The sequence below is a fragment of the Thermus amyloliquefaciens genome, assembly GCF_000744885.1.
GTDB lineage: Bacteria > Deinococcota > Deinococci > Deinococcales > Thermaceae > Thermus > Thermus amyloliquefaciens.
On sequence record NZ_JQMV01000003.1, the window covers coordinates 897,652 to 922,791 of the forward strand.

General features: G+C 67.7%; 21 protein-coding genes and 5 pseudogenes. 19 read left to right on the forward strand and 7 right to left on the reverse strand.

The window, feature by feature from the left end:
* Positions 1–88 precede the first annotated feature (88 nt).
* The 4 genes from BS74_RS04995 to BS74_RS05010 are packed head-to-tail and all read left to right on the forward strand — an operon-like array spanning position 89 to position 4,581.
* Positions 89–1,558 (forward strand): ABC transporter ATP-binding protein, encoded by a 1,470-nt coding sequence (locus tag BS74_RS04995; RefSeq protein WP_038058870.1) that lies wholly within the window; start codon positions 89–91, stop codon positions 1,556–1,558.
* Positions 1,555–2,604: an ABC transporter permease gene (locus tag BS74_RS05000; protein ID WP_038056613.1), complete on the forward strand. Its 1,050-nt coding sequence runs from the start codon at positions 1,555–1,557 to the stop codon at positions 2,602–2,604. Before BS74_RS04995 ends, BS74_RS05000 begins: the two co-directional genes overlap by 4 nt.
* Positions 2,604–3,437, forward strand: a complete 834-nt coding sequence (locus BS74_RS05005; protein ID WP_038056615.1) for an ABC transporter permease — start codon at positions 2,604–2,606, stop codon at positions 3,435–3,437. Before BS74_RS05000 ends, BS74_RS05005 begins: the two co-directional genes overlap by 1 nt.
* Before the next feature lie 4 nt (positions 3,438–3,441).
* The gene (locus BS74_RS05010) at positions 3,442–4,581 is read left to right on the forward strand and encodes a BMP family ABC transporter substrate-binding protein (RefSeq protein WP_038056616.1); all 1,140 of its coding nucleotides are present in this window, start codon (positions 3,442–3,444) and stop codon (positions 4,579–4,581) included.
* Between the two features lie 45 nt (positions 4,582–4,626).
* On the opposite strand, the gene BS74_RS05015 is transcribed toward BS74_RS05010, so the two are convergent.
* The 3 genes from BS74_RS05015 to BS74_RS05025 form a co-directional block, all read right to left on the reverse strand.
* A complete protein-coding gene (locus BS74_RS05015) occupies positions 4,627–5,925 on the reverse strand; it encodes an acetyl ornithine aminotransferase family protein (protein WP_038056618.1) in 1,299 nt (432 codons plus the stop codon).
* Positions 5,926–5,993: 68 nt separating this feature from the next.
* Positions 5,994–6,542, reverse strand: a complete 549-nt coding sequence (locus tag BS74_RS05020; protein WP_038056620.1) for an NUDIX hydrolase — start codon at positions 6,540–6,542, stop codon at positions 5,994–5,996.
* Positions 6,539–6,925: a GatB/YqeY domain-containing protein gene (locus tag BS74_RS05025; RefSeq protein ID WP_038056622.1), complete on the reverse strand. Its 387-nt coding sequence runs from the start codon at positions 6,923–6,925 to the stop codon at positions 6,539–6,541. The genes BS74_RS05020 and BS74_RS05025 overlap by 4 nt, the downstream gene beginning before the upstream one ends.
* A gap of 31 nt (positions 6,926–6,956) precedes the next feature.
* Here BS74_RS05025 and purH point away from each other — a divergent pair, with 31 nt between their 5' ends.
* The 3 genes and pseudogenes from purH to BS74_RS11645 all read left to right on the forward strand — a co-directional run.
* A complete protein-coding gene (gene purH, locus BS74_RS05030) occupies positions 6,957–8,447 on the forward strand; it encodes a bifunctional phosphoribosylaminoimidazolecarboxamide formyltransferase/IMP cyclohydrolase (RefSeq protein ID WP_038056623.1) in 1,491 nt (496 codons plus the stop codon).
* Between the two features lie 25 nt (positions 8,448–8,472).
* Entirely contained in the window at positions 8,473–8,712 is a 240-nt protein-coding gene (locus tag BS74_RS05035) for a hypothetical protein (protein WP_038056625.1), read from the forward strand.
* 13 nt (positions 8,713–8,725) lie between these two features.
* A pseudogene (locus BS74_RS11645) lies at positions 8,726–8,857 on the forward strand (type II toxin-antitoxin system PemK/MazF family toxin); the annotation flags it as partial.
* 53 nt (positions 8,858–8,910) lie between these two features.
* On the opposite strand, the gene BS74_RS05040 reads toward BS74_RS11645, so the two are convergent.
* The 4 genes from BS74_RS05040 to BS74_RS05055 form a co-directional block, all read right to left on the reverse strand.
* Entirely contained in the window at positions 8,911–9,960 is a 1,050-nt protein-coding gene (locus tag BS74_RS05040; RefSeq protein WP_038056627.1) for a fatty acid desaturase, read from the reverse strand.
* 91 nt (positions 9,961–10,051) lie between these two features.
* Complete coding sequence (gene dtd / locus BS74_RS05045; RefSeq protein WP_038056629.1) at positions 10,052–10,510, reverse strand: D-aminoacyl-tRNA deacylase; 459 nt, start codon at positions 10,508–10,510, stop codon at positions 10,052–10,054.
* A gap of 3 nt (positions 10,511–10,513) precedes the next feature.
* Positions 10,514–11,356 (reverse strand): DegV family protein, encoded by an 843-nt coding sequence (locus BS74_RS05050; RefSeq protein WP_038056631.1) that lies wholly within the window; start codon positions 11,354–11,356, stop codon positions 10,514–10,516.
* On the reverse strand, positions 11,340–12,182 hold the full coding sequence (locus tag BS74_RS05055; RefSeq protein ID WP_038056633.1) for a DegV family protein: 843 nt from the start codon (positions 12,180–12,182) through the stop codon (positions 11,340–11,342). Before BS74_RS05055 ends, BS74_RS05050 begins: the two co-directional genes overlap by 17 nt.
* Positions 12,183–12,281: 99 nt before the next feature.
* Here BS74_RS05055 and serA point away from each other — a divergent pair.
* The 12 genes and pseudogenes from serA (at position 12,282) to BS74_RS05120 (ending at position 25,139) form a co-directional block, all read left to right on the forward strand.
* Positions 12,282–13,846, forward strand: a pseudogene (gene serA, locus BS74_RS05060) (phosphoglycerate dehydrogenase).
* Positions 13,847–14,001: 155 nt separating this feature from the next.
* A complete protein-coding gene (locus BS74_RS05065; RefSeq protein WP_038056635.1) occupies positions 14,002–14,445 on the forward strand; it encodes a GbsR/MarR family transcriptional regulator in 444 nt (147 codons plus the stop codon).
* Complete coding sequence (locus tag BS74_RS05070) at positions 14,442–15,632, forward strand: ABC transporter permease (RefSeq protein ID WP_038056637.1); 1,191 nt, start codon at positions 14,442–14,444, stop codon at positions 15,630–15,632. The genes BS74_RS05065 and BS74_RS05070 overlap by 4 nt, the downstream gene beginning before the upstream one ends.
* A 1-nt stretch (position 15,633) precedes the next feature.
* Entirely contained in the window at positions 15,634–16,329 is a 696-nt protein-coding gene (locus tag BS74_RS05075) for an outer membrane lipoprotein-sorting protein (protein ID WP_038056639.1), read from the forward strand.
* Between the two features lies 1 nt (position 16,330).
* Entirely contained in the window at positions 16,331–17,524 is a 1,194-nt protein-coding gene (locus tag BS74_RS05080; RefSeq protein ID WP_038056641.1) for an ABC transporter permease, read from the forward strand.
* A gap of 9 nt (positions 17,525–17,533) precedes the next feature.
* Positions 17,534–18,642, forward strand: a pseudogene (locus BS74_RS13200) (ISAs1 family transposase).
* A 157-nt stretch (positions 18,643–18,799) separates the two neighbouring features.
* Positions 18,800–19,972 (forward strand): ABC transporter substrate-binding protein, encoded by a 1,173-nt coding sequence (locus tag BS74_RS05095; RefSeq protein WP_038056643.1) that lies wholly within the window; start codon positions 18,800–18,802, stop codon positions 19,970–19,972.
* Positions 19,973–19,975: 3 nt separating this feature from the next.
* Positions 19,976–20,952, forward strand: a pseudogene (locus tag BS74_RS05100) (branched-chain amino acid ABC transporter permease).
* Positions 20,952–22,706: a branched-chain amino acid ABC transporter ATP-binding protein/permease gene (locus tag BS74_RS05105; RefSeq protein ID WP_038056648.1), complete on the forward strand. Its 1,755-nt coding sequence runs from the start codon at positions 20,952–20,954 to the stop codon at positions 22,704–22,706. The pseudogene BS74_RS05100 and the gene BS74_RS05105 overlap by 1 nt, the downstream one beginning before the upstream one ends.
* The gene (locus BS74_RS05110; protein WP_038056649.1) at positions 22,703–23,434 is read left to right on the forward strand and encodes an ABC transporter ATP-binding protein; all 732 of its coding nucleotides are present in this window, start codon (positions 22,703–22,705) and stop codon (positions 23,432–23,434) included. The genes BS74_RS05105 and BS74_RS05110 overlap by 4 nt, the downstream gene beginning before the upstream one ends.
* Positions 23,431–23,833, forward strand: a pseudogene (gene paaI / locus BS74_RS05115) (hydroxyphenylacetyl-CoA thioesterase PaaI). Before BS74_RS05110 ends, paaI begins: the two are co-directional and overlap by 4 nt.
* Positions 23,802–25,139, forward strand: coding sequence for a phenylacetate--CoA ligase family protein (locus BS74_RS05120; RefSeq protein ID WP_038056651.1), 1,338 nt, complete (start codon positions 23,802–23,804; stop codon positions 25,137–25,139). The pseudogene paaI and the gene BS74_RS05120 overlap by 32 nt, the downstream one beginning before the upstream one ends.
* The last annotated feature ends 1 nt before the right edge of the window (position 25,140 follow it).

Sequence of the window (25,140 nt, forward strand, 5' to 3'; positions counted from 1 at the left end):
AGCGCTGGCAGGGGCATGGCTTGCTGGTTGGGAAGCTTGCGCGGGCATGGGCGTGGTATCCTCAAGGCCGGCCCTTGTGGCCCGGCCCATGCTGAAACTGGAGAACATCACCAAGCGCTTTGGTCCCGTGGTGGCCAACCACCGGGTGAGCCTCGAGGTGGCCCGGGGGGAGGTGCTCGCCCTTCTAGGGGAGAACGGGGCGGGGAAGACCACCTTGGTGAGCATCCTCTATGGCCTTTATGCCCCCGACGAGGGGCGGATTCTCCTGGAGGGCAAGGAGGTGCGCATCCCCTCGCCCAGGGCCGCCCAGCGCCTGGGCATCGCCCTGGTCCCCCAGCACCCGGAGCTCATTGAGGCCCACAGCGTGGCGGAGAACCTGGCCCTGGGGCTGGACCTGCCCGCCTTCTTCTCCCGGCGGGCCTTGGTGCGGCGGTTGCGGGAGCTTCTTCGGGACCACCCCCTCGGCGTGGACCTGGAGGCCCCTGTAGGGCGGCTTTCCGCGGGGGAAAAGCAGAGGGTGGAGCTTTTGCGGGCCCTTCTCAACCGGCCCAAGGTCCTCATCCTGGACGAGCCCACCAGCGTCCTCACCCCCCAGGAGGCCGAGGGCCTTTTCCAAGAGGTGCGCCGCCTCAAGGGGATGGGCATGGCGGTGATCTTCATCAGCCACAAGCTGGAGGAGGTCCTGGCCATCGCCGACCGCATCGTGGTCCTGCGGGAGGGGAAAAAGGTGGGGGAGGTGCCCCGGGAGGAGGCGGACAAGGAGCTTTTGGTGCGGCTCATGGTGGGGCGGAGCGTGGCCCCGCCGCCCAAGGCACCCCCTGCGGGGGAGGAGGTGGTCTTGGAGGTGCTGGACCTCCTGGTGCCCCGGCACGGCTTCCCCTTGCAGGGGGTTTCCTTTACCCTGCGCTCCGGGGAGGTGCTGGGGGTGGCGGGGGTGGCGGGAAGCGGCCAGACGGAGCTCCTCGAGGCCCTGGCGGGCCTTAGGCCCCACCGGGGCGAGGTCCGCTTCCTGGGCAAGCCCCTTCCCCAGGACCCCGCCCGCCTTTTCTCCCTGGGCATCGCCCACATCCCCGAGGAGCGGGCCATGGGGGTGGTGGGGGGGATGAGCGTGGCGGAGAACCTGGCCCTGCGCACCTACCGGTCTTATGCCCAAGGCGGCCTCTTGGACTACCGCCGCATGGAGCGGGACGCCGAAGGGATCATCGCCCAGTACGGCATCAAAACCCCCTCGCCCCGCACCCCGGTGCGCTTCCTTTCCGGGGGCAACGTGCAGAAGGTGATCCTGGCCCGGGAGCTCAGGGGAGGCCCCAAGCTCCTTTTGGCCATGCACCCCACCCATGGGGTGGACGTGGGGGCGGCGGAGGAGGTCCACGGGCGCATCCTGGACCTGGTGCGCCAGGGGGCGGCGGTCCTCCTGGTGAGCGAGGACCTGGACGAGATCCTGGCCCTTTCCCACCGGGTGGCCGCCCTGTACCACGGGCGCCTGGTGGGGCCCGTGCCCCGGGAGGCGGTGGACCGGGAGCGCCTGGGGCGGATGATGACGGAGGGGCGGGCATGAGGTGGGAGCTGGACCCAAGCCCGAGCCCGGGCAAGGTGGCCTTGGCCTACGTCTTCTTCCTGCTCCTGGCCCTCGTGGCCTTGGGGGTCCTCTTCTGGGCCTATGGGGTCTCCCCCTTTAGGGCCTACGCCCTCATGTTCTCCCCCTTGGGGGACGCCTTGGGCCTGGCGGAGGTGGCCCGGCGCACCATCCCCCTTCTCCTCATCGGCTCGGGGCTTGTTTTGGCCTTCCGTGTGGGCTTTTTCAACATCGGGGCGGAAGGGCAGCTCCTCATGGGGGCGGTGGGAGCCACCTACGGGGCGCTTTTCCTTCCCCCAGGGCCTTGGACCCTGGCCCTGATGTTCCTCCTTGGGGGCGGTTTGGGTGCCCTTTGGGCAGGGTTGGCCGCCTGGCTTAGGGTACGCTTCGGGGCCAGTGAGATCCTCACCACCCTCATGCAGAACTACCTGGCCTACTACCTGGTGGTCTACCTGGTGGCGGGGCCCTGGAAGGGCCAGCTCGTGTTCGGCTTCCTCTACACCGACCGCTTTCCCCAAGAGGCCCAGCTTCCCCGGCTCGGGGATACCCTGGTGCACTGGCCCACCCTGCTCCTGGGGGTCCTGGCGGCGGCGGCTTTGCACCTCCTCCTTTTCCGCACCCCCTTGGGCTTGGAGTGGCGGGTGCTGGGGGAGAACCCCCAGGCCGCCCGTTACCTGGGCCTGAGGGCGGGGAGGCTCCTCCTCCTGGCGGCGCTCCTTTCCGGCACCCTGGCCGGCTTCACCGGGGTGGGGGAGGTGGCGGGGATCCACCTTAGGCTTCTGGAGCCCGCGCAAATCTCCTTGGGCTACGGCTTCACCGCCATCCTGGCCGCCTGGCTGGCCCGGGGCAAGCCCCTCTTGGTCCTCCTCACCGCCCCCCTGCTGGGCCTCATCCTGGCTGGGGGGGATGCCCTGAAGCTTTCCCTCTCCATGCCCTTTCGCGTGGTGGACGTGGTGGCGGGGCTTTTGCTCCTCGCCCTCGTGGGGGCGGAGGCCGCAAGCCGCCACCGCCTGGTCTGGAGGCGCTGATGGAAGAGGCTTTGGTGCGCGCGGTCCTCTTTGGAACCCCCATCCTCCTGGCCGCCCTGGGGGCGTTGCTTTCGGAGCGAAGTGGGGTCGTGAACCTGGGGGTGGAGGGGATGATGGCCCTTTCCGCCCTGGCGGCCTTTGCCGTGGCCCAGGAGGCGGGTCCCCTCCTGGGGGTGGTGGCCGGGATGGGGGTGGGGGGGTTCCTGGGGCTTTCCCTGGGGGTCTTTGCGGTTTTCCTGCGGACCAACCAGTTTGTGGCGGGGCTGGCGGTGGCGGCCTTGGGCCTTGGGGCCTCGGGGCTTTTGGGGAAGCGGTACGAGGGGGTGCCCTTGGCCCACCCTCTGCCCGAGGAAGGCCTGGCCCTGGTGGCCCTGGCGCTGGCTTTGCTTTTGCACCATCTCCTCCTCCGCACCCGCTTTGGCCTTTACCTGCGCAGCGTGGGGGAAAACCCAAGGGCGGCGGACCTTTTCGGGGTGAACGTGGACGGGGTGCGCTATGGGGCCTTGGGCCTGGGAGGGGGGCTCATCGGGCTTGCCGGGGCCTACCTCTCCTTGGCGTACCGCCCCTCCTGGACGGACGGCATGACCTCGGGCCTGGGTTGGGTGGCCATCGCCTTGGTCATCTTGGCCGCTTGGCAGCCCCTTAGGGCGGTTTTCGGTGCCTATCTCTTTGGTCTCCTTTTCTTCCTGCAGTTCCGCTTGCAGGGCAGTGTACCTATACCGTCCGAGGCCTTTGCCGCCATGCCCTACCTTCTGGTTATCCTGGTCCTGGCCCTCTCGGGCCGCGCCCGGGCCCCCAAGGCCCTGGGCGTGCCCTTTGAGCGGGGGAGGTGAGGGAATGAGGAGGCTACTGGTACTGCTGGCGCTGGCCCTGGGGTTAGCCCTAGGGCAGGAGGCAAAGCTCAAGGCCTGTTTCATCTACGTGGGGCCCATTGGGGATGCGGGCTGGACCTACGCCCACGACCAGGGGCGGAAGAAGGCGGAGGCCGCCTTGCCCTGGCTGGAGACCCGGTACGTGGAGAGCGTGCCCGAGGCCCAGGCCCTGCCGGTCATTGACCGCTTCGTGAAGGAGGGTTGCCAGGTGATCTTCGCCACCAGCTTCGGGTACATGGAGGCGGTCCTCGAGGCGGCCAAGAAGTACCCGAACGTCCTCTTCGCCCACGCCACCGGCATCAAGCGGGCCCCCAACGTGGCCACCTACATGGCGGACTTCTACCAGGTCTACTATCTGAACGGCCTGGCCGCCGGAGCCCTTTCCAAGACGGGCAAGGTGGGCTACGTGGCCGCCTTCCCCATCCCCGAGGTGAAGCGGCACATCAACGCCTTCACCCTGGGGGTGCGGGCGGTGAACCCTAAGGCCCAGGTGCTGGTGCGCTGGATCAACGCCTGGTACGACCCGGCCAAGGCCCGGGAGGCCACGGAGGCCCTGTTGGCCCAGGGGGCGGACGTCTTCGCCTTCACCGAGGACACCCCCACGGTGATCCAGACCGCGGCCAAGAAGGGGGCGTACTCCTTCGGCCACTACACCCCCATGCTGAAGTTCGCCCCCGACCACGTGGTCTCGGGGCAGATCGTCCATTGGGACGTGATCTACACCGATTTCTTGAAGAAGGTGAAGGAGGGGGTGTACACCGCCAAGAACCTGCAGAACGTGGACTACTTCTGGCTCTTGCAGCATAAGGCGGTGGAGATGGGGGCGGACTACGGGGTGCCCATCAACCCCAAGCACGTGCCCCTTTTGCAGAAGGCCCAGATGACGGTGGACGGGAAGAAGGTGAGCGTCTACGACCGCATCATGGCCCTTCTGAAGGACATGCAGAGCCCCAACCCCACCTTTGACCCCTTCACCGGACCCATCCGGGACCGCAAGGGGGTGGTGCGCATCCCGGCGGGGAAGAAGGCCAGCTTGCAGGAGCTCCTCAGCATGGAGTGGGCCGCCCCGGGGGTGGTGGGGGACTGGCCGGGGGAGCCGAAGTAAAGGGAAAAGGGGGGAGGGCTGGGGGCTACCCGGCCCTCCCCTCTTCTAGAGCTCACGGAACACGGCCTCGAGGATCTCCAAGCCCATCGCCGCCTCCTCCCGGCTCAGGATGAGGGGCGGGGCGATGCGCAGGGCGGAGGGCCCCGCGGGGAGGAGGAGGAGGCCCTTTTGGAAGGCGAGCTCCACCGCCTTGTCCCGGAGGTCGGGCCGTTCCTCCTCGGGGGTGCCGAAGTCCAGGCCGATCATCAGGCCCCTTCCCCGCACGTCCCCAAGGAAGGGGTAGCGGGCCTGCATCCCCTGAAGCTCCTCAAGGAGGAAGGCCCCCACCTGGGCGGCGTTTTCCATAAGCCCCCCTTCCAATAGGTCCAAGGTGGCGTGGGCCGCGGCCGCGGAAACCGCCTGCCCGCCAAAGGTGGTGCCGTGGGCCCCGGGGCGCCAGCTGCCGAGCTCCTCCCGGAAGAGGAGGGCGCTCAAGGGGTAGCCGGAGGCCAGCCCCTTGGCCAGGACGTAGACGTCCGCCCGCACCCCCTCGTGCTCCAGGGCGAAGAAGCACCCCGTGCGACCGGCCCCCGTCTGCACCTCATCCGCCACCAGGAGGATGCCGTACCGCTCCAGAAGGGCCTTGAGCTGGGGGATGAAGCCGGGCGGGGGCACCAGGTACCCCCCTTCCCCTTGGATGGGCTCCAGGAAGAAGGCGGCCACCTCCTCCGGGGGCACCACGGTGCGGAAGAGGTGCTCCAGGTACTCCAGCACGGCTTTCCCCGCCTCTTGCGGCCTGGCTCCCAGGGGCGGGCGGAAGGGGTTGGGGAAGGGCACGTGCACCACCCCGGGAAGGAGGGGGGAGAAGCCCTTGCGGTAAGCGCTCTTGCTGGCGGTGAGGGAAAGGGCTCCTAGGCTTCTGCCGTGGAAGGCCCCGGTGAAGGCCAGGAGGTAAGGCCTGCCCGTGTGGTGGCGCACCAGCTTGATGGCGGCCTCTATCCCCTCGGTGCCCGAGTTGCCGAAAAAGACCCGGAAGCCCCCGCCCAGCCTCGCCGCCAACCTTTCCGCCAGGGAAAGGGTGGGCTCGTGGGTGAAGTCGGAGAAGCACACGTGGGCGAAGCGCTCCGCCTGGGCCTTCACCGCTTCCAGCACCTTGGGGTGGGCGTAGCCGGTGGTGTTCACCGCGATGCCGGCCATGAAGTCCAGGAAGACGTTCCCGTCCACGTCCTCCAGGAACACCCCCTGCCCCCGGGCGGGGACGAAGGGGTAAGGGCGGATGTAGGAGGGGGAGAGGACGGCCTGCCCCTTTTCCAAAAGGGCTTTGGCTTTGGGACCGGGAAGCGGGGTGTGGATGCTGGGTTTCATACGGGGCCAGTCTACCAGGGCCCCGGCCCCCTTCCCAGACGCATTTTATGCGGTTTGGGCTTGGCTTTTTACAGGAGCCCTTCGGCTTCCAGGTGGGGGCGGGCGTAGAAGAGGGTGAGGGCGGTGGAGGCGTCCTGGATCTCCCCGGCCTCTAGGAGGCGGTAGATGTCCCGAAGGGGTAGTTCCACGGTTTCCAGAAGCTCCCCATCCTCCAGGGCCGGCCTGGCCACCACCTCCGCCTGAAGGGCCAGGAAGGGATGGAAGACCACCGCGGTGAAGGAGGGCTGGGGGTGGAAGACGGGGAGGGGGAGAAACCGCTTGGCCTCGGCCCCCACCTCCTCCAAGAGCTCCCGCCGGGCGGCCTCCAAGGGGGTTTCCCCGGGGTCCACCTTGCCGGCGGGGATCTCCAGGAGGAACTTTCCCGTGGGGTGGCGGTACTGCCGGATGAGGAGGGCGGTGGCCCTTGGGGTCACGGGCAGGACGAAGCTGGCGGCCACCGGACCCGGGCGGTAGATGTAGGTGAGTTCCTTGCCGGTGTGGGTGCGCACCCGCTCCCGAACCAGCCTCACGGGCTCGGTGAGGATCTCCTCCAGCTGGATCCTTTGCCAGGGGCTCATGGCGCAAGCCGCTCAATCACCCGGCGGACCTTTTCCCCGGGGGCCCTGGGGCCCAGGGCCTTGGTGACCACGCCGATGGCCGCCAAGGGGGTTTTGAACTGGGAGAAGTCTATGTTTTCCCGGATCCAGGCCTCAATCTCCTCCTCGCTCATCTCCTTTGGCAGGAAGCGGTCCAGGAACTCCACCTCAAACGTGTTGCCCTGCTCCAGGGCGATCTCCCGCAGGGCCTTTAGCACCTTGACCGCCTCGAGGTCGGGCAGGGGCTTGCCGTCCCCCTTGCGGTCCAGCTCCGCCTTCACCACCCGGGCGAAGTCCAGGGTCTTCTGGTCCCGGGCCTTCATGGCCTCCTTGATGGTTTCCTTGATGGCCTCGTAGATGCCCATCCCCCTTAGTCTAGCCCGTAGAATGCCCCTTATGTGGGCGCTGCTTTCCGTTTCCGACAAAAGGGGGCTTGTGCCCTTTGCTGAGGGGCTTCTGCGCCTTGGCTTCCAGCTTTTGGCCACCGGGGGGACCTACAGGACCTTGGCGGAGGCGGGGCTTCCCGTGACCTACATCTCGGATTTCACGGGGTTCCCTGAGGTCCTCGAGGGCCGGGTGAAGACCCTCCACCCCAAGGTGCACGCGGGGCTTCTCGCCCGGCCCGACCAGGAGGAGGAGCTCAGGGCCTTGGGCTTTGAGCGGATAGCGGTCTTGGCGGTGAACCTCTACCCCTTCCGGGAGACCGTGGCCCGGGGGGCCTCCTTCGCGGAGGCCCTGGAGCAGATTGACATCGGGGGGCCCGCCATGCTGCGGGCGGCGGCCAAAAACCACCTGGCGGTGCTTCCCGTGTGCGATCCCGAGGACTATCCCCGGGTCCTCGAGGCCCTGAAGGAGGGCCCAAGCCCGGAGTTCCGCCGGGAGCTTGCCCGCAAGGCCTTCGCCCACACCGCGGCCTACGATGCCGCCATCGCCGAGTGGCTGGCCGGGGAGAAGTTCCCGCCCGAGAAGTTCTTGGTCCTCAGGCGGGAAAGCCCCTTGCGCTACGGGGAAAACCCCCACCAGGAGGCGGCCCTTTACCGGGTGGAAGGGGAAGGGGGCCCCGTGCTGGAGGCGGAGGTCCTCCAGGGCAAGGCCATGAGCTTCAACAACTACCTGGACGCCGAGGCCGCCTGGAACCTGGTCTCCGAGTTTGAGGAGCCCGCCTGCGTGGCCATCAAGCACCAAAACCCCTGCGGCGTGGCCCTCGGGCAAAACCCCTTGGAGGCCTACCAAAAGGCCTACGAGGCGGACCCGGTTTCCATCTTCGGGGGTATCGTGGCCTTTAACCGCCCAGTGGACGGCTCCACGGCGGAGGCCATGCGGGAGGTCTTCCTGGAGGTGGTCCTGGCCCCGGAGTTTAACGAGGAGGCCTTGGCGGTCTTTGCCCGCAAGAAGAACCTGCGGCTTCTCCGGGTGCCTTTCCTTGCCCAAGGCCCCTACCTGGACCTCCGCCGCCTCCGGGGCGGGGTCCTCCTCCAAGACGCCGACACTGAGGACCCCGTGGTGCCCAAGGTGGTCACGCAAAAGGCCCCCAGCGAGGGGGAGTGGGCGGACCTCCTCTTCGCCTGGAAGGTGGTGAAGCACGTGCGCTCCAACGCCATCGTGGTGGCCAAGGGTGGGCAGACCCTGGGCATCGGGGTGGGGCAGACCAACCGCTACGCCGCCGCCAAGCACGCCCTCAAGACCGCCAAGGAGAAGGCCAAGGGGGCGGTTTTGGCCTCGGACGCCTTCTTCCCCTTTGACGACGTGGTGCGCCTGGCGGGGGAGTTTGGCGTGAGCGCCATCATCCAGCCCGGGGGAAGCGTGCGGGACGAGGACTCCATCCGGGCGGCGGACGAGCTGGGCCTGGCCATGGTCTTCACCGGGGTACGCCACTTCCGGCACTAGGCGTACATGGGGTAGGATTTAAGGTGTGAAAGCCCATGTGCGCTATACCATAAGCCTGGACCCTACCCTGGCGCAGTACGTGGAGGAAACACGCAGCCGCCTGGGACTTACGAGAAGCGAGGTGTTCGCCTTGGCCCTTAGGCGCCTAAGGGAACTGGAGCTGGCCCAAGGGTACCGCGCCTTAGCCCGTGATGCGGATTTTCTCCAGGATCCTCTGCTGGACTCCGGCCTGGAGGAAACCTTAGCCGAGACCACGTGGAGCTGAGACGAGGGACCGGGACAGCAAAGCCCAGGTCCAACTTATCCGTCACATCCACCGGAGAAGGGTCAAGGCGCGCTTGGGGGAGCTTCCCCAGGACCTTCTAGAGGCTTTGAACCTTCGGATACGGGAGCACCTGGGCCTTGGGTAACTTAAAGGGGAGCTCTGCGGAGCTCCCCTGGGCCTAAGGAGGTGCCCGGGTTTTCAGTAGGCCTTCTGGCCTTGGCTTTGCCGTAGGCGCTGGTGGGCCTCCTTAAAGCCCACCAGCTTCCGGCTTTCCTCGTCGTAGAGGTGCATGTCGGCGAAGGCGATCTTGAGGGCATCCTTCAGGGTGACCGTGGGGGCCACCTTCACCAGATCCACCTCCTCCTGCACCTTGGGCAGGAGGTAGTTGGGGATCTTGGGGGCCAGGTGGTGGATGTGGTGGAAGCCGATGTTCCCCGTGAGCCATTGGAGCACCTTGGGGAGCTTCAGGTAGGTGCTCCCCTCCATGGCCGCCCTCAGGTACTCCCAACGGGGGTCGTGCTCCCAGTACACATCCTCAAACTGGTGCTGCACGTAGAAGAGGAAGATGCCGATCATGCCCGCTAGATACTGGATGGGCAGGTAGACCAGAAGGAGGGTCTTGACCCCAAAGAAGGCCACGATCCCGGCCAGCAAAAGGGCCAGGAAGAGGTTCGTTAGGGCCACGGAGTTGCGCACGGAAGGCTTGTCCGAGCCGTAGCCCAGGGGAAGGCGGTAAGACAGCATGAAGACGTAGATGGGCCCCAGGAGGAACATCACGAAGGGATTGCGGTAGAGGCGGTACTTGAGCCTCTCCCAGGGGCTGGCCTTTAGGTACTCCTCCAGGGTCATGGTGTAGATGTCCCCCACCCCCCGCTTGTCCAGGTTGCCGCTGGTGGCGTGGTGGCGGGCGTGGGAAAGCTGCCAGTGGTGGTAGGGGACCAGGGTCAGAACCCCGGTGAAAAAGCCCAGGAGGTCGTTGGCCCACTTTTTGGGAAAGAAGGAACCGTGGCCGGCGTCGTGCTGCAGGATGAAAAGGCGTACCAGGAAAAGGGCGGCCGCCAGGTCCAGAAGGAGGGTCAGGGCCAGGGAAACGGAAAGGGCCTTGTGGGCCAGGTAGAAGAGAAGAAGGAGGGGCAGAAGCGTGTCGGCTATCTGGCGCAGGCTCCGGGGCACGCTGGGTTTGGCGTAGGGCTTGATGAGGGGGATCCAGTCCTTGGGTTCGACTCGTTGGGGTTGGGTGTTCCGCATAGGCGCTCCTCTTCCGGGGAGTAGCCCATGGTAGCCCTTTGGACCATGAGGACCATGAGGGCCGAGGCCAGGCCGCGTCCTTTTGGTTGCCTCAGCGGGGCTTAAGCCGCTCCTCCGAGTCCAGGACCAGGGTCACGGGGCCGTCGTTCACCAGGTGCACCCGCATATGGGCCCCGTAGACCCCGGTTTCCACGTGTACCCTCTGCGCCAAAAAGGCCTCGAGGGCCGCCTCGTAGAGCCTGCGGCCCACGTCGGGAGGGGCGGCCTTGACGAAGGAGGGGCGGTTGCCCTTGCGGGTGTCGGCATAGAGGGTGAACTGGCTCACCAAGAGCACCTCCCCCCCCACCTCCTTCAGGGAGAGGTTCATCTTGCCGGCATCGTCCTGGAAGATGCGCAGGTTGACGATCTTGCGGGCCAGGTAAAGGGCGTCCTCCGGCGTGTCCGCCTGCCCCACCCCCAGGAGGACCAGAAGCCCCAGACCGATCCTTCCGACCTCCTCGCCCTCCACCTCCACAAAGGCCTCGGAAACCCGTTGCACCACCGCCCGCATCCCTCACCTCCTGGGCCCGGCGAAGAGGGCCACGGTGCCCGGCCCGGCGTGGACGCTCACCGCCGCCCCGGCCGGTAGGGTGGCGCGGACCTCTACCCCTTCCGCCCGCACCTGCTCCCCCAGGGCCGCGGCCCCTTCCGGGTTCCCCGCATGGGCCAGGTGGACCAGGGCCCCTTCCGGGAAATCCCGGCGGAAGAGCCAGGCCACCTTTCGCAGCCCCTCGGCGAAGCCCCGCACCCGGGGTCCGGGAAGCACCCTGCCCCCCTTCACCTCCAAGACGGGGAGGATGCGCAGGACGCTTCCCACCAGGTTCTGCAGACCGGAGATGCGCCCGGAGCGGTGCAGGTAGGTGAGGGTTTGGGGGAGCACGTAGCCCCGCACCCTTTCCCGGTAAGGGGCCACCGCCTCCTCCAGGCGCTCCCAAGCGACCCCTTGGCGAAGGAGCCGCCTGGCCTCCTCCAGGACCAGCCAAAGCCCCCCGTTCAGGGACCAGGAGTCCAGCACCTGGACCCTATTCCCGAACTCCCGGGCCACGGCCTTGGCGGTGGCCACGGTGCCCGAGAGCTGGCCGGATACGTGCACGGAGAGCACCCGCTCGTGGGAGCCAAGAAGCCTCTCGTAGGCCGCCCGCAGGTCCTCGGGGGCCACCTGGCTGGTGGTGAGGCGTTCCCCCCGCTTCAGGAGGGACAGGACCTCCTCCGGGGTTATCTCCACCAGGTCGCGGTAGGCCTTTTCCCCCCAGACCACCTGTTGGGGCACCACGTGGATCCCGTGCCTGAGGCCCGCTTCCGGGGAGAGCCCCAGGGTGGAATCGGCCAGGAAGGCCACCTTAGAGGCTGTAGGCATAGAAGCCGTAGGTACCGGGGCCGGTGTGGCTGGCGATCACCGCCCCCAGTTCGCTCACCAAGGCCTCCTCCACCGGAAGACCGGAGGCCAACACCATGGCCTTCAGTTCCCTCACGGCCTCCTCCTCGGCGCTATAGAGGAAGAAGGCCCGGATCCGCCCCCGGCCCCGGGCCGAGGCCTGGAAGTCCTTGAGGATCTCCTCCCGGGCCTTCCTTTCCCCCCGCGCCCGGCCCGCCGCCTCCACCCGGCCCTCCTTGAGGGTGAGGATGGGCTTGATGCCAAGAAGGGTTCCCAAAAGGGCCTGGGCCCCGCCGATGCGCCCGCCCCGCCTTAGGAACTCCAGGGTGGCCACGCTGAAGCGCACGAAGTGGTCCTGGCGGATGCGCCCAAGCTCCTTGAGCACCTCCTCAAGCCCTTGCCCCTGGGCGAGGAGTTCGTGAGCCCTTAGGGCCATCATGCCAATGCCCAAGGAGGCCGCCTGGCTGTCAAAGACCGTGATGCGCCCGGGGAAGCTTTGCGCCGCCAGCTCCGCCGATTGCACCGTGCCCGAGAGTTTGCTGGAGATGTGGATGGAGAGGACGTGGTCCGCCTCCTCCAAAGCGGCCTGGTAGGCCTTCAGGAAGTCCTCCGGGGAGGGCTGGCTGGTGGTGGGGAAGGCCTTCCCCTGGCGCACCTTTTGGAAGATCTCCTCGGGGGTGATCTCCTCCCAGTCCCGGTACACCTTCCCTCCCAGGTTCACGTAAAGGGGTACCGTCCGGATCCTCAGGCGCTCCCGTAGGGGCCTGGGTAGGTCGGCGGTGGAGTCCGTGACTAAGGCTACCTTCATAGGGCCTCCTTTCGGTCCGGCCCAGGATACCACAGGGGTGCGGTGTAGTGTAGCCGTCCAGTTGTCCTGGAGGGCGAGTTTTGCTAGGGTCTGGGGTATATGTGGCGCGTCTTGGTGTCGGACGACATGCGGCTTGGGGACGTGAAGTATCCCGGGGTGCTTTTGGACTACCGGCCGGGGATCGGGCGGGAGGAGCTTTTGGAGGTCATCCCCGCCTACGATGCCCTCATCACCCGGAGCCGGACGCAGGTGGACGCGGAGCTCCTCCGGCGGGGCAAGCGGCTCAAGGTGGTGGGCCGGGGCGGGGTGGGGGTGGACAACGTGGACCTCGAGGCGGCGAGCCGCCTGGGCATCCTGGTGGTGAACGTCCCCGAGGCCAACACCCGCTCGGCGGCGGAGCTGGCCTTTGGCCTCCTCCTGGCGGCCGCCCGGGGCATCGCCCTTTCCGACCGCAAGATCCGCGCGGGGGAGTGGGACCGGAAGTTCCTGGGCTTGGAGCTTAAGGGCAAGACCCTGGGCATCGTGGGCCTGGGGCGGATCGGGGGGCAGGTGGCCCGCTTCGCCAAGGGGTTTGAGATGCGGGTCCTGGCCTACGACCCCTACATCCCCCGCACCCGGGCGGAGAGCCTGGGGGTGGAGCTTCTGGGGGACCTTTCCGACATGCTTCGGCAAAGCCACTTCCTCACCATCCACGCCCCCCTCACCGAGGAAACCCGGGGGATGATCGGCCGGCGGGAGCTCTACCTTCTGCCCCGGGGGGCGGTGGTGGTGAACGCCGCCCGGGGGGGATCGTGGACGAGCGGGCCCTCCTTGAGGTTCTGGAGGAGGGCCACCTCTTCGCCGCCGGTTTGGACGTGTTCGCCGAGGAGCCCCCGCCCAGGGACCACCCCCTCTTGCAGCACCCCAAGGTGGTCCTCACCGCCCATCTGGGGGCGAACACGGTGGAGGCCCAGGAGCGGGTGGGGGAGGCGGTCTTGGAGCGGGTGGTGAGGACCCTGGAGGGGGACCTCTCCTACGCCCTGAACACCGGCTTTGACCCCGAGGCCCTCGAGGCCCTAAGGGGTTTCCTCCCCCTGGGGGAGGCCTTGGGGAAGCTCCTCGCCCAGATCACCCGGGGCCGGCCGGAGGTTTTGGAGGTGAGCTTCCTGGGCCAGTTTGAGAAGGACCCGGAGCCCGTGGCCAGCGCCGTGGCCAAGGGCCTTCTCTCCCGGGTGCTGGGGGAGGGGATGGTGAACCTGGTCTCCGCCAAACCCCTTTTGAAGGACCGGGGCATCCGCCTCGTCACCCGCAAGGAGGAGCAGGCGGGGGAGTACACCAGGCTTTTGGAGGTGCGCCTCTCCACGGACCAGGAGGCGCGCCGGGCCCGGGGGGTGGTGATGGGGGGCAGGCCCCGGCTGGTGGGGATTGACGATTACGCCCTGGAGGTCTTGCCCGAGGGGTACATGCTGGTCTGCGTGAACTACGACCGCCCCGGGGTGGTGGGCCAGGTGGGCACCCTTCTGGGGGAGGCCGGGGTGAACATCGCCGGGATGCAGCTGGGCCGGGACGTGCCCGGGGGGCGGGCCCTTTTTGTGCTCACCGTGGACCAGAAGCCGAGCCCGGAGGTCTTGGAGGCCCTTAGGGCCTTGCCGGTCTTGGAGCGGGTGGACCTGGCGGAGCTTTGAGGCGGGGGTGGGTGTTGGCTGGCAATGGGGAGATTGTGGGCACAAGCAGGTAACATCGTGAATAAAAGCACGTAAGGTCCCCAGCCAACCCCGCCCCCTTTTCATGCCCAGTGTTCTGATTTGACAGAACTTTCCGATCGGCTTATCGTGGTCCCGTGGACCCCGCCCTGAAGCACTGGGTAGAGGAGACCGCCCTCCTTTTTGAGTCCGCGGGCTTGCCCCGGATGGCGGGCCGGGTTCTGGCCTACCTCCTGGTGGCCGATCCCCCGGAGGCCAGCGCCAGGGAGATCAGCGAGGTTCTTTCCGCCAGCAAGGGGGCCCTGAGCCCTGCCCTGAACCTTCTTGCCCGGTTGCAGCTGGTGGAGCGCCTGCGTCGTCCCGGGGAGCGCGCCGACCGGTATACCGTGCGCCCGGGGGCTTGGCGGCGGCTTCTTCTGGAAAAGGCCCGGGCCCTTGCCCTTTACCGGGAGCAGGCGGAAAAGGGCCTGGCCCTGGTGGGAGAGGCCAAGGGCAGAAGGCTTAAGGAGATGCGGGATCTGTACGCCTTCTTTGAGCGGGAGCTTCCCAAGCTTCTGGAGAGGTTTGCGGAGGAGGCATGAGCCTTCTTAGGCTGGCCTGGCGCAACGTGCTCCGGCAGAGGCGGCGCACGGCCCTGCTTTCCCTGGTGGTGGTCTACGTGACCGTGGCCGTGCTCTTCATGTTCGGCTTCCTGGACGGCTACGGCGAAAGCCTGGTGGAGGCCTACGCCCAGTACGTGGAGGCCCCGGTGGTGGTGGCCCGGGAGGCCTGGTGGGAGGACCCCGACCCGGAAAACGGCTTCCCCTCCTTGCCCCCCCTGGCCCACCCCTTGGTCCAGGCGGCCACGCCCAGGCTCTCCCTCTACGCCCTCTTCCGCTCCCCCTACCGGATGCAGGGGGGCGTGGTCCTGGGGGTGGACCCCGAAGGGGAAAAGGCCCTTTCCCGGGTGCCCTCCAAGGTGGGGGAGGGGCGGTGGCTTCAGGGGCCGGGGGAGGTGGTCCTGGGTTACCGCCTGGCGGAGCGGCTGGACGTGCGGGTGGGGGAGAGGCTGGTGGTGGAGACGGGGAAGGAGGCTTTGGGCCTCCAGGTAGTGGGCCTGGTGCGGGCGGGCGTGGGGAACGTGGATTTCGGCGGGGTTTACGTGCACCTGGAGGACGCCAGGCGGTTGGCGGGAGGGGGTGTGGGGGCCACCCACCTGGCCCTGAGGGTGCCCCGGGGGCGGGAGGAGGGGGTGGCGAAGGCCCTGAACCAGGTTTTGCCGGAGGGGTTTCGCGCCAAGGGGGTTTGGGAGCTCATGGGCCCCATCCGGGCCGACTACGAGGGAAGCCGCCTCTTTTACGTCCCCTTGTTGGGCCTTTTCATGCTTTTGGCCGCGGTGGCGGTGGTGAGCACCACCTACGTGAGCGTGCGGGAAAGGCTCAGGGAGTTTGCCGTGGCGGAAAGTTTGGGCCTTAGCCCGGCCCGGTTGGCGGGGCAGGTGGCCCTCGAGGCGGCCCTGGCCAGCGGCTTGGGCCTTTTGGCCGGGCTCCTCTTGGGCTACGCCCTCCTTGGGTACACCTCCACCCACGACGTCTTTGGCCCCCTCATGCGCCTTTCCGTGGAGCTTTTGCCCGAGGCGGGCCTTTCCGAGCACCTCTACACCTCCATAAGGCCCGTCTACGCCCTTTACGCCAGCCTCCTGGTGGGGCTTTCCGCCCTCTTGGCCCTGCTCTTTCCGGGAAGGCTGGTCCTGCGCCTGGACCCCTCCCGGTACGTGAAGGGGGAGTGATATGGGAAGGATGGCCTTTGCCCTCCTGGTCTTTGCCGCCCTGGCCCTGGCGCAAAGCCCTTCGGAGAAGCTGAAGCTGGCCCTGGACCGCCTGCGGGGGCCGGCCCACCAGGGGGTGTACGAGCTTCGGGTGGAACGGCCCAGCTCGGTGCGCACCTACCGGCTTAGGGTTTACACCGACGGCCACCGGGCCCACCTCCGGGTCCTGGAGCCCAGGAGCGAGGCGGGCCAGGCGTTCCTTTCCCTGGGGGAGGACCTTTACCTTTATGACCCCCGCCTGGGGCGGACCCTGCGCCTGCCCCCCACGGGCCGGGGGGAGCGGTTCTTGGGTTCGGACCTCACCTACCAGGACCTGATGGGCCGGGACTTAGAGGCGCTTTTCCAGGTGGCGGAGGTCCAGGGGGTTTTGGTGCTCACCCCGAGGCCCGGAGCGCCCACCCCTTACGGCAAGGTGGAGGTGTACCTGAGGGAGGGTTTGGTGGAGCGCATCCTCTACCACGACCAGCGGAACCAGGCGGTGCGGGAGCTTAAGCTTTCCGCCTACCAGCGTCTGGACGGGGCCTACCTCCCCCGGGAGATGGAGCTTAGGGACCTGCAGAACCCTGGGTACCGTAGCCTTTTGCGGGTTCTGGAGGTGCAGGTGGGGCCCGTACCCGAGCGGTGCTTCAACCCCCTTTATCTGGAAAGGGGGTGTTAGGGTGCTGAGGCTGGCCTGGAGAAACCTGCTCAGGACCCCGGGGCGGAGCCTGGTCACGGGGGGGGTGGTGGCCCTGGTGGTCTTCCTCTCCCTGCTCTTCCTCTCGGTTTACGCGGGGGCCTTTGACGCCTTCTTCCAGCTTCTCCTGGAGCGCACCGGGCACCTGGTGGTGCGGGTGGAGGGGTACAAGGGGAAGGAGGACCTGGAGAGCCTGGCCTTCGTCCCGCCGGAGCTCCCTTTGCCCCCTGGGGCCAAGGTGGAGGGCGTCTTGGAGGGCGGGGCCCTTCTCATCGCGCACGAGCGGAGCCGGGCGGTGGTCTTAACGGGGCTGGAGGCCTTGGGCCTGGCCCGGCAGGAGAGCTTCCTTAGGGCAGGCCGCCTGCCGGAGGCGGCGGGGGAGGCCCTTTTGGGGGAGGCCTTGGCCAAGGCCCTCAAGGTGGGGTTAGGGGACGAGGTGGTGGCCTACGCTCCTGGGAGCCTGGGCCTTGGGGTGTATGCCTTCCGGGTGGTGGGGCTTTTGGACCTGCCGGAAACCCACCTCGAGGCCCGTACCCTCCTCGTCCCCCTGGCCGATGCCCAGGCCCTCCTGGCCCCGGGCCGGGTAACCCGGCTGGAGGTGCGGCTTCCGGGCCTCGGGCTTTACCAACTAAAGCCCCTGGAGGAGCTCAAGGCGGCCTTAGGGCCCCACCTTCAGGGCCTCGAGGCCGAGACCTGGCTGGAGGCCAACCCCACCTACGCCGCCATCTTCCCCCTCTACGACACGGTGATGGGCATCTACGTGGGCTTTTTCTTCCTCTTGGGTGGGCTCATCCTGCTCAACGCCCTCTACCTCTCCTTGGTGGAAAGGGTCCGGGAGTTCGGGCTTTTGGTCGCCTTGGGCCTCACGGGGAGGCGGCTTATCGCCCTGGTCTTCTGGGAGAGCCTCCTCCTGGTGGGGGTGGCGGCCTTGGTGGGGTTGGGGGCGGGGCTCATCCTGCAACTGGAGCTGGCCGATGGTTTCCGTCTTCCCTTGCCCCAGTGGATCCTGGAGCAGTACCGGGAGTTCGGCCTGCCGGAGGTGCTCTATGGCAGGCTGGGGGTGAAGGAGGTCCTCCTCACCCTGGGTTACGCCATGGGGGTTGGCCTGCTGGCGGCCTTGTGGCCGGGGTATGTGGCCTCGCGGCTCAGACTTGACCGATATGCGGCCTTGGGGTAAAGAGGGGGCATGACCCTACGCGAGGCCTTGTCCCAAGTCCCCGACCCCAGGGCCCGCAACCGGCGGTATCCCTTGTGGGGCTTGTTGGCCCTCATCTTGGTGGCCTTTCTCGCCCGCGTGGACTCCCTGCGCGGCGTGGAACGTTTCGCCCGGGCCAACCCTCACCTCTTGCCCCACCTGGGCCTGCGCAACCCCCCGGGCCACACCATCCTCACCCTCCTCCTTCACCGTCTGGACCCAAAGAAGCTCCAGGAGGCCCTCCTCCAGGTCTTCCCCGAGGTGGACCTGGGAGGGGTCCTGGTGGTGGACGGGAAGCACCTCCGGGGAAGCGGCAAGGGGAAGAGCCCCCAGGTCAGGCTCGTGGAGGTCCTGGCCCTGCACCTCAAGACCACCCTGGCCCAGGCCCGGGTGGAGGGGAGGGAGGACCAAGCGCTTCTGGAGCTCCTGGACCGCCTGGGGGCGGAGGGGCTCAAAGGGAAGGTAGTGGTGGGGGACGCGGGGTACCTGTACCCGGAGGTGGCGGGGAAGGTGGTGGAAAAAGGGGGGCATACCTCTTCGTCCTGAAGGCCAACCAGGGGGAACTGCTGGAGTGGGCTCTGGAGGTATTCAAGGGGATGGAGGAAAGGCGGCTTCCCGGGGAGACGGAGTCAGCTTGGGAGGTGGTGCGGGACGGGGAGGTGTGGACCTACCGGGTCTGGGCTTCCCCTTATCTGCCGGATGCGCTCTTGGCCTTTCCCGGGTGCCGACAGGTGGTGCGGGTGGAGCGGGAGGTGGTGCACAAGGGGACGGGGGAGGTACGGCGCGCGGCGAGCTACGCCCTCACCAGCTTGGGAGCCGAGGAGGCGGACGCGAGGCGGCTTGGGGAGCTTCTCCTTTCCCGGTGGGAGGTGGAGAACCGGTCCTTTTGGGTACGGGACGTCCTCCTCCATGGTCAGCGAAGCTACCTTGAGGACGCCTGCCAGGTGCGGGGCGTGGGGGCGCAAGTCTTGGCGGTCCTCCGGGCCTTTCTGGTGTCCCTGCTGTACCGCAGGGGGGTGCGGAAGAAGAAGGCGGCCCTGGAGACCTTCTCCTTCCATCCCCTCTCCGCCCTCAGGTTCCTGGGGCTCTATGCGGTATAACGGTCAAGTCTGCCCTCTACCCCTGGCTGTTGCGGCAACCCCCATGCGCGGGCCATAGCTTGACGGGACACTTGTCCCTGGTTAAACTGGAAGGCAAACGGTCGTTAGTTAGACCCAATCCGGGTCCTTCCCGGTGGGAAAGCGAAGGAGGGAGCACATGAAACGCTGGTTGGTGGCCCTGTTGGTGTTGGCCCTTTCGGCTTTGGCCCAGGAGGCCCTGAAGGTGGGCGTGGTGGTCTCCGCCACCGGTCCTGCCGCCTCCTTGGGGATTCCCGAGCGGAACACCTTCCTCATGCTCCAGGAGATGCTGGACCGCGCGGGCGGCGTGGCCGGGCGGAAGGTGCAGTTCGTGATCCTGGATGACGCCTCGGATACCACCCAGGCGGTGCGGAACACCCGCCGCCTGGTGGAGGAGGGGGTGGTGGCGGTGATCGGCACCACCACCACCCCGGCCTCCTTGGGCATGATCCCCGTGGTGGCCGAGGCCAAGGTGCCCATGATCTCCCTGGCGGCCAGCAAGGACATCATCCACCCCGTGGACGCCCAGCGCTTCTGGGTCTTCAAGACCCCCCAGACGGAGGAGCTCATGGCCCGGGCCATCGTGGCGGACATGGTGGCCCGCGGGGTGAAGACGGTGGGGTACATCGGCTTCAACGACGCCTACGGGGAGGGCTGGGCCCGCTTCTTTGAGGCCGAGGCCAAGGCCAAGGGCCTGCAGGTGGTGGTGAGCGAGCGCTACGCCCGCACGGACACCTCGGTGACCGGCCAGGCCCTGCGCATCATCGCCCGCAGGCCCGATGCCGTCCTGGTGGGGGCGAGCGGCACCCCGGCGGTCCTGCCCCAGCGCACCCTGAAGGAGCGGGGCTACCCGGGCCTCATCTACCAGACCCACGGGGTGGCCAACCCGGACTTCCTGCGGGTGGGGGGGAAGGACGTGGAGGGCACCCTGCTGCCCGCGGGGCCTATTTTGGTGGCGGAGCAGCTCCCCGGCACCTTCCCCAGCAAGCGGGTGGCCCTGGACTACATCCAGCGTTACGAGGCCAAGTACGGCATCGGCAGCTACTCCACCTTCGGGGCCCACGCCTGGGATGCCTGGCTCATCCTGAAGCCGGCCCTGGAGCGGGCCCTCAAGCGGGCCGATCCCGCCAAGGACCTGGCCGCCTTCCGCGCCGCCCTCAGGGACGAGATGGAGGCCACCCGGAACCTGGTGGCCACCCACGGGGTCTTCACCTTCACCAAGGAGGACCACCTGGGCCTGCGCTTTGAGGATGCGGCGGTGATGGTGCGGATCGAGGGAGGCCGCTGGAAGCTGGAGCGCATCTTCCGCTAAGCCATGGACGCCACCATCCTCAGCTTCTTACTGTTGGACGGGTTGCAGAACGGGGTGGTCTACGGCCTTCTGGCCCTCTCCCTGGTCTTGGTCTTCGCGGTCACCCGGGTGATCCTGGTGCCCATCGGGGAGCTGCTCATGTTCGCTCCCCTCTCCCTGGTGTGGCTCTTGGAGGGGAGGCTCCCCGGCACCCTGTGGCTGGCCCTGGCCCTCGGAGGGGTCTGGGCCCTGATGGCCCGGGGCCGGGGGCCCTGCTGCCCCTCCTGGGGGGGGTGGGGCTTTTCCTCCTCTTCCTTCTCGCCAAAGGGGTGCCTCCCCTGGCCTACCTGGCGGCGGTGCTCCTCGTGGTCTACCTGGGGGTGGCCACCTACCGGGTCTTCTTCCAGCCCATGCGGGGGGCCACGGTGCTTGCCCTCCTCATCATGGCCGTGGGCCTCCACGTGGCCTACCAGGGTCTGGGCCTGGTCTTCTTCGGCCCCGAGCAGTTCCGTCCCGCCCCTCTCCTTGCGGGGGAGGTGGCGGTGGGCCTTTCCTGGCAGGGGGTCTTGGTCCTCTTCTTCGCCGCCCTGAGCCTGGCGGCCCTCTACCTCTTTTTCCGCTTTTCCCTCTTCGGCAAGGCCCTGTTGGCCGCGGCGGAGAACCGGCTTGGGGCCAGGCTCTCGGGGATCCGTCCGGAGGAGGCGGGGATGGTGGCGTTTGGGATCGCCAGCCTCTTGGCGGCCTTTTCTGGTCTTCTCTTGGCCCCCCTCATCAACGCCGCCTACTTCATGGGGTTCATGCTGGGGCTTAAGGGCTTCGTGGCGGCCATCCTGGGGGGGCTTGCCAGTTACCCGGCGGCCTTCCTGGGGGCGCTTCTGGTGGGCTTCTTTGAGAGCTTCACCAGCTTCTACGCCAGCGCTTACAAGGAGGCCTTGGTCTTCTTGCTTTTGGTGCCCGCTCTCTTCTACCAGAGCCTCCGGGCGCGGACGGTGGAGGAGTGATGCGCTACCTTTGGTTTTTGTTGCTCCTGGTGCCTCTGGCCCTTTCCCCCTTTCCCTACTACCTCACCCTGCTGAACTTTTTCGCCCTCGCCGCCATGGTGGCCCTTTCCCTTTATGTGCTCACGGGCCTGGCGGGCATGACCAGCTTCGCCCAGGCGGCCTTTATGGGCATGGGGGCCTACGCCACCGCCCTGCTCACGGTGCGCCTGGGGCTTTCCCCCTGGGTGGGGCTTTTGGTGGGGGTTTTCCTCGCCCTAGTCCTGGCCCTGGTCCTGGGAGCCCTCACGGTCAGGCTCAAGGGGCACTTCCTGCCCCTTTCCACCATCGCCTGGCAGGTGGCTCTGTACATCCTGGCGGGGAACCTGGTGGGGCTTACGGGGGGGCACACCGGGCTCACCGACCTCCCCCCGATGGGCCTCTTCGGTTTTCCCCTGGACACGGGCTTTCGCTACGCCTTCCTCACCCTTTTCCTTTTGGTCCTCCTGATCCTAGGCCTTTACAACCTGCGCCATAGCCGCATGGGCCGGGCCCTTTTGGCCCTGAGGGGGGATGCCCTGGCGGCGGCCAGCTTCGGGGTGGATCCGGCAGCCCTCAGGCTCAAGGCCTTTTTGCTCTCCGGGGCCATCGCCGGGCTCGCCGGCGTTCTTTACGCCCACTTCCTGCGCTTCGTCAACCCCACCCCCTTCTCCCTGGAGGCCTCCATCAAGTATCTGGTGATGGCCGTGGCGGGAGGGGTGGGGAGCATCCCGGGGGTGATCCTGGGGGCGGCCTTCTTCACCGGCCTCGAGGACTGGCTCAAGGACCTCCTGCCCCTCCTTTTGGGGCGGCAGGGCAACTACGAGACCATCGGCTATGGCCTCATCCTGGCCCTGATCCTTATCCTGGCCCCCAAGGGCCTCTGGCCCGTGGTGGAACGGTACCTGCCAAGCCGGGGGTTGGGGCTACCCAAGGCGGAGCCCCTTTCCCTAAGGGGCCCTGACGGCCCCCGGGGCGAGGTGGTCCTCGAGGTGCGGGGCCTGCAGAAGTCCTTCGGGGGGCTTTTGGCGGTGGCGGGGGTCTCCTTCACCCTGAAGCGGGGGGAGATCCTGGCCCTGATCGGGCCCAACGGGGCGGGGAAGAGCACCATCTTCAACCTGGTGGCCGGGGCCCTCCTTCCCGACCGCGGCCAGGTTCGCCTCTTCGGCAAGGAAGTGACGGGGCTTCCTCCCCACCGGATCCACGCCCTGGGCCTGGGCCGCACCTTCCAACACCCCCACCTTTTCCCGGAGCTCACGGTGCTGGAAAACGCCGCCTTGGGCACCTTTAGCCGCACCCGGGCGGGCTTCCTCCAGGCCCTTTTGGGTTTTTCCCGCAAGGAGGAGGAGCGGGCCCTGGCCACCGCCTACTGGGCCCTGAAGCGGGTGGGGCTGGAGTCCTTGGCCCTGGAGAAGGCGGAGCGCCTTGCCGTGGGCCAACAGCGCCTTTTGGAGATCGCCCGGGTCTTGGCTTCGGGGGCGGAGGTGCTCCTTTTGGACGAACCGGCGGCGGGGCTAAGGGCCCAGGAGAAAAGGGAGCTGGCCTCCCTTCTTCGTTCCCTGGTCAGGGAGGGCTATACGGTCCTGATCGTGGACCACGACATGGACCTCATCATGGGCCTGGCGGACCGGGTGGTGGTGATGAACTACGGGGAGAAGATCGCGGAAGGAAGCCCTAAGGAGGTCCAGCGGAACCCCCTGGTGCGGGCGGCCTACTTGGGCGAGGAGGAGGTGGCATGAGTCTCCTTGCCGTTCAGGGCCTTACCGTGCGCTACGGGCCCCTCGAGGCGGCCCGGGGGGTGGCCTTTTCCCTGAGGGAAGGGGAGGCCCTCACCCTCATCGGCCCCAATGGGGCGGGGAAGACCAGCGTGCTCCGGGGGCTTCTGGGCCTGGCCCAGGCGGAGGGGCGGGTGTATATGGACGGGGAGGAGCTCAGGGCCAGGAGCCCCGAGGCCCTCTTGGAGCGGGGTCTGGTGTTGGTGCCGGAGGGCCGGGCCCTTTTCCCCGGGCTTTCCGTGGAGGACAACCTCCTCCTGGGAGGCTTCACCCGTTTCCGCCGCCGGGAGAACCTGGGGCCGGATCTGGAGAGGGTCTATGCCCTTTTCCCCAGGCTTTTGGAAAGGAGAAGGCAACCCGCGGGTACCCTCTCCGGGGGGGAGCAGCAGATGCTGGCCATCGGCCGCGCCCTCATGGCCAGGCCCCGGGTCCTCCTCCTGGACGAGCCCTCCTTGGGCCTGGCCCCCCTGATGGTGCGGGAGATTTACCGCATCCTGGGCGAGCTGAAGCGGGAAGGCACCACCCTGCTCCTGGTGGAGCAAAACGCCAAGATGGCCCTATCCCTGGCCGACCGGGGGCTGGTTCTGGAGGCGGGGGAGGTGGTCTTGGAGGGCCCGGCGGAAGCCCTGCGCCAGGACCCCAAGGTGGTGGAGGCCTACCTGGGCCTCTCCCGGGAGGTGGAGGAGGGATGAGGCCCGACCCCTTCATGGCGGCTTTGGGCCTGGAGGTGCGGCACCTGGCCCCGGGGGAGGCGGTGGTGGCGGGCACGGTGGGGGAGAGCCACCTGAACCTCCACGGCACCGCCCACGGGGGCTTCCTTTACGCCTTGGCGGATAGCGCCTTTGCCCTGGCCTCCAACTCCCGGGGTCCGGCGGTGGCCCTCTCCTGCCGCATGGACTACTTCCGCCCCCTTCCTGCCGGGGTGCGGGTGGAGGCCAAGGCCAAGGAGGTGAACCTCTCCCGGCGCACGGCCACCTACCAGGTGGAGGTGGTTTCGCAGGGCAAGCTCATCGCCTTGTTTACGGGAACGGTGTTTCGCCTTGGAGGTGATCAGGAATGATGTACCAGCCGGAACTGGAAACCCTTCCTAGGGAAAAGCTTAGGGCCTTGCAGGAGGAAAGGCTTCGGGCCGTGGTGGCCTACGTCTACGAAAGGGTGCCCTTCTACCGGCGGCTTCTGGACGAGGCGGGGGTGGACCCGAAGGGGGTGCGGACCCTGGAGGACCTTCCCAAACTCCCCTTCACCCGCAAGGACCACCTGCGGGAGAACTACCCCTTCGGCCTCTTCGCCGTGCCCCGGGAGGAGGTGGCCCGCATCCACGCCAGTAGCGGCACCACGGGCAAGCCCACGGTGGTGGGGTACAGCAAAAAGGACCTCGGGATCTTCGCCGAGGTGGTGGCCCGCTCCCTGGCGGCGGCGGGGGCCAGGCCCGGGCTCATGCTCCACAACGCCTACGGCTATGGCCTTTTCACCGGCGGCCTGGGCCTCCACGCCGGGGCGGAGGCCTTGGGGATGACGGTGGTCCCCGTCTCCGGGGGCATGACCGAACGGCAACTCATGCTCATCCAGGACTTCCGTCCGGAGGTGATCTCCTGCACCCCTTCCTACGCCCAGACCCTGGCGGAGGAGTTCCGGAAGCGGGGCGTGGCCCCGGAGGCCCTTTCCCTGGAGTACGCCGTCTTGGGCGCTGAGCCCTGGACCGAGGCCATAAGGAAGCAGGTGGACGAGGGGCTTGGGGTGCGGAGCACCAACATCTATGGCCTTTCGGAGATCATCGGCCCCGGGGTGGCCAACGAGTGCGTGGAGGAGCGCCAGGGAAGCCACATCTGGGAGGATCACTTCCTCCCCGAGGTGGTGGACCCACAAACGGGCGAGCCCCTGCCCGAAGGGAAGGTGGGCGTTTTGGTCCTCACCACCCTCACCAAGGAGGCCATGCCCCTCCTGCGCTACTGGACGGGGGACCTCACCTTCCTCACCCGCGAGCCCTGCTCCTGCGGCCGCACCCACGTGCGCATGGGGCCCGTCCTGGGGCGCACCGACGACATGCTCATCATCCGCGGGGTGAACGTCTACCCCACCCAGGTGGAGGCGGTCCTCCTGGGCATCCCCGAGGTGGAGCCCTACTACCAGATCGTGGTGCGGCGGGAGGGCACCTTGGACGAGGCCGAGCTCAAGGTGGAGGTTTCCGAGGCCTTCTTCCAGGAGATCGGCAAGAAGGCCCTTTCCGACGAGGTCATTGAGGCGGACCACCGCCTGCATGCCCTCAGGGAGAAGGTGGCCCACAAGATCAAGGACACCATCGGGGTGAGCATGAGGGTGACCCTCCTGGCCCCTGGGGAGGCCCCCAGGAGCGAGGGGGGTAAGCTCCGCCGGGTTTTGGACCTGAGGAAAGCCTGAC

What these genes read in the sequence shown, in the direction of transcription:
- BS74_RS05020 (WP_038056620.1), bottom strand. Translation starts at nt 6,542, where the DNA reads ATGAGCCCCTGGCAAAGGATCCAGCTGGAGGAGATCCTCACCGAGCCC.
- BS74_RS05025 (WP_038056622.1), bottom strand. Translation starts at nt 6,925, where the DNA reads ATGGGCATCTACGAGGCCATCAAGGAAACCATCAAGGAGGCCATGAAG.
- BS74_RS05110 (WP_038056649.1), top strand. Translation starts at nt 22,703, where the DNA reads ATGAGTCTCCTTGCCGTTCAGGGCCTTACCGTGCGCTACGGGCCCCTC.
- dtd (WP_038056629.1), bottom strand. Translation starts at nt 10,510, where the DNA reads ATGCGGGCGGTGGTGCAACGGGTTTCCGAGGCCTTTGTGGAGGTGGAG.
- BS74_RS04995 (WP_038058870.1), top strand. Translation starts at nt 89, where the DNA reads ATGCTGAAACTGGAGAACATCACCAAGCGCTTTGGTCCCGTGGTGGCC.
- BS74_RS05075 (WP_038056639.1), top strand. Translation starts at nt 15,634, where the DNA reads ATGGGAAGGATGGCCTTTGCCCTCCTGGTCTTTGCCGCCCTGGCCCTG.
- BS74_RS05105 (WP_038056648.1), top strand. Translation starts at nt 20,952, where the DNA reads ATGCGCTACCTTTGGTTTTTGTTGCTCCTGGTGCCTCTGGCCCTTTCC.
- BS74_RS05005 (WP_038056615.1), top strand. Translation starts at nt 2,604, where the DNA reads ATGGAAGAGGCTTTGGTGCGCGCGGTCCTCTTTGGAACCCCCATCCTC.
- BS74_RS05000 (WP_038056613.1), top strand. Translation starts at nt 1,555, where the DNA reads ATGAGGTGGGAGCTGGACCCAAGCCCGAGCCCGGGCAAGGTGGCCTTG.
- BS74_RS05010 (WP_038056616.1), top strand. Translation starts at nt 3,442, where the DNA reads ATGAGGAGGCTACTGGTACTGCTGGCGCTGGCCCTGGGGTTAGCCCTA.
- BS74_RS05050 (WP_038056631.1), bottom strand. Translation starts at nt 11,356, where the DNA reads ATGCCTACAGCCTCTAAGGTGGCCTTCCTGGCCGATTCCACCCTGGGG.
- BS74_RS05040 (WP_038056627.1), bottom strand. Translation starts at nt 9,960, where the DNA reads ATGCGGAACACCCAACCCCAACGAGTCGAACCCAAGGACTGGATCCCC.
- BS74_RS05055 (WP_038056633.1), bottom strand. Translation starts at nt 12,182, where the DNA reads ATGAAGGTAGCCTTAGTCACGGACTCCACCGCCGACCTACCCAGGCCC.
- BS74_RS05095 (WP_038056643.1), top strand. Translation starts at nt 18,800, where the DNA reads ATGAAACGCTGGTTGGTGGCCCTGTTGGTGTTGGCCCTTTCGGCTTTG.
- purH (WP_038056623.1), top strand. Translation starts at nt 6,957, where the DNA reads ATGTGGGCGCTGCTTTCCGTTTCCGACAAAAGGGGGCTTGTGCCCTTT.
- BS74_RS05015 (WP_038056618.1), bottom strand. Translation starts at nt 5,925, where the DNA reads ATGAAACCCAGCATCCACACCCCGCTTCCCGGTCCCAAAGCCAAAGCC.
- BS74_RS05120 (WP_038056651.1), top strand. Translation starts at nt 23,802, where the DNA reads ATGTACCAGCCGGAACTGGAAACCCTTCCTAGGGAAAAGCTTAGGGCC.
- BS74_RS05070 (WP_038056637.1), top strand. Translation starts at nt 14,442, where the DNA reads ATGAGCCTTCTTAGGCTGGCCTGGCGCAACGTGCTCCGGCAGAGGCGG.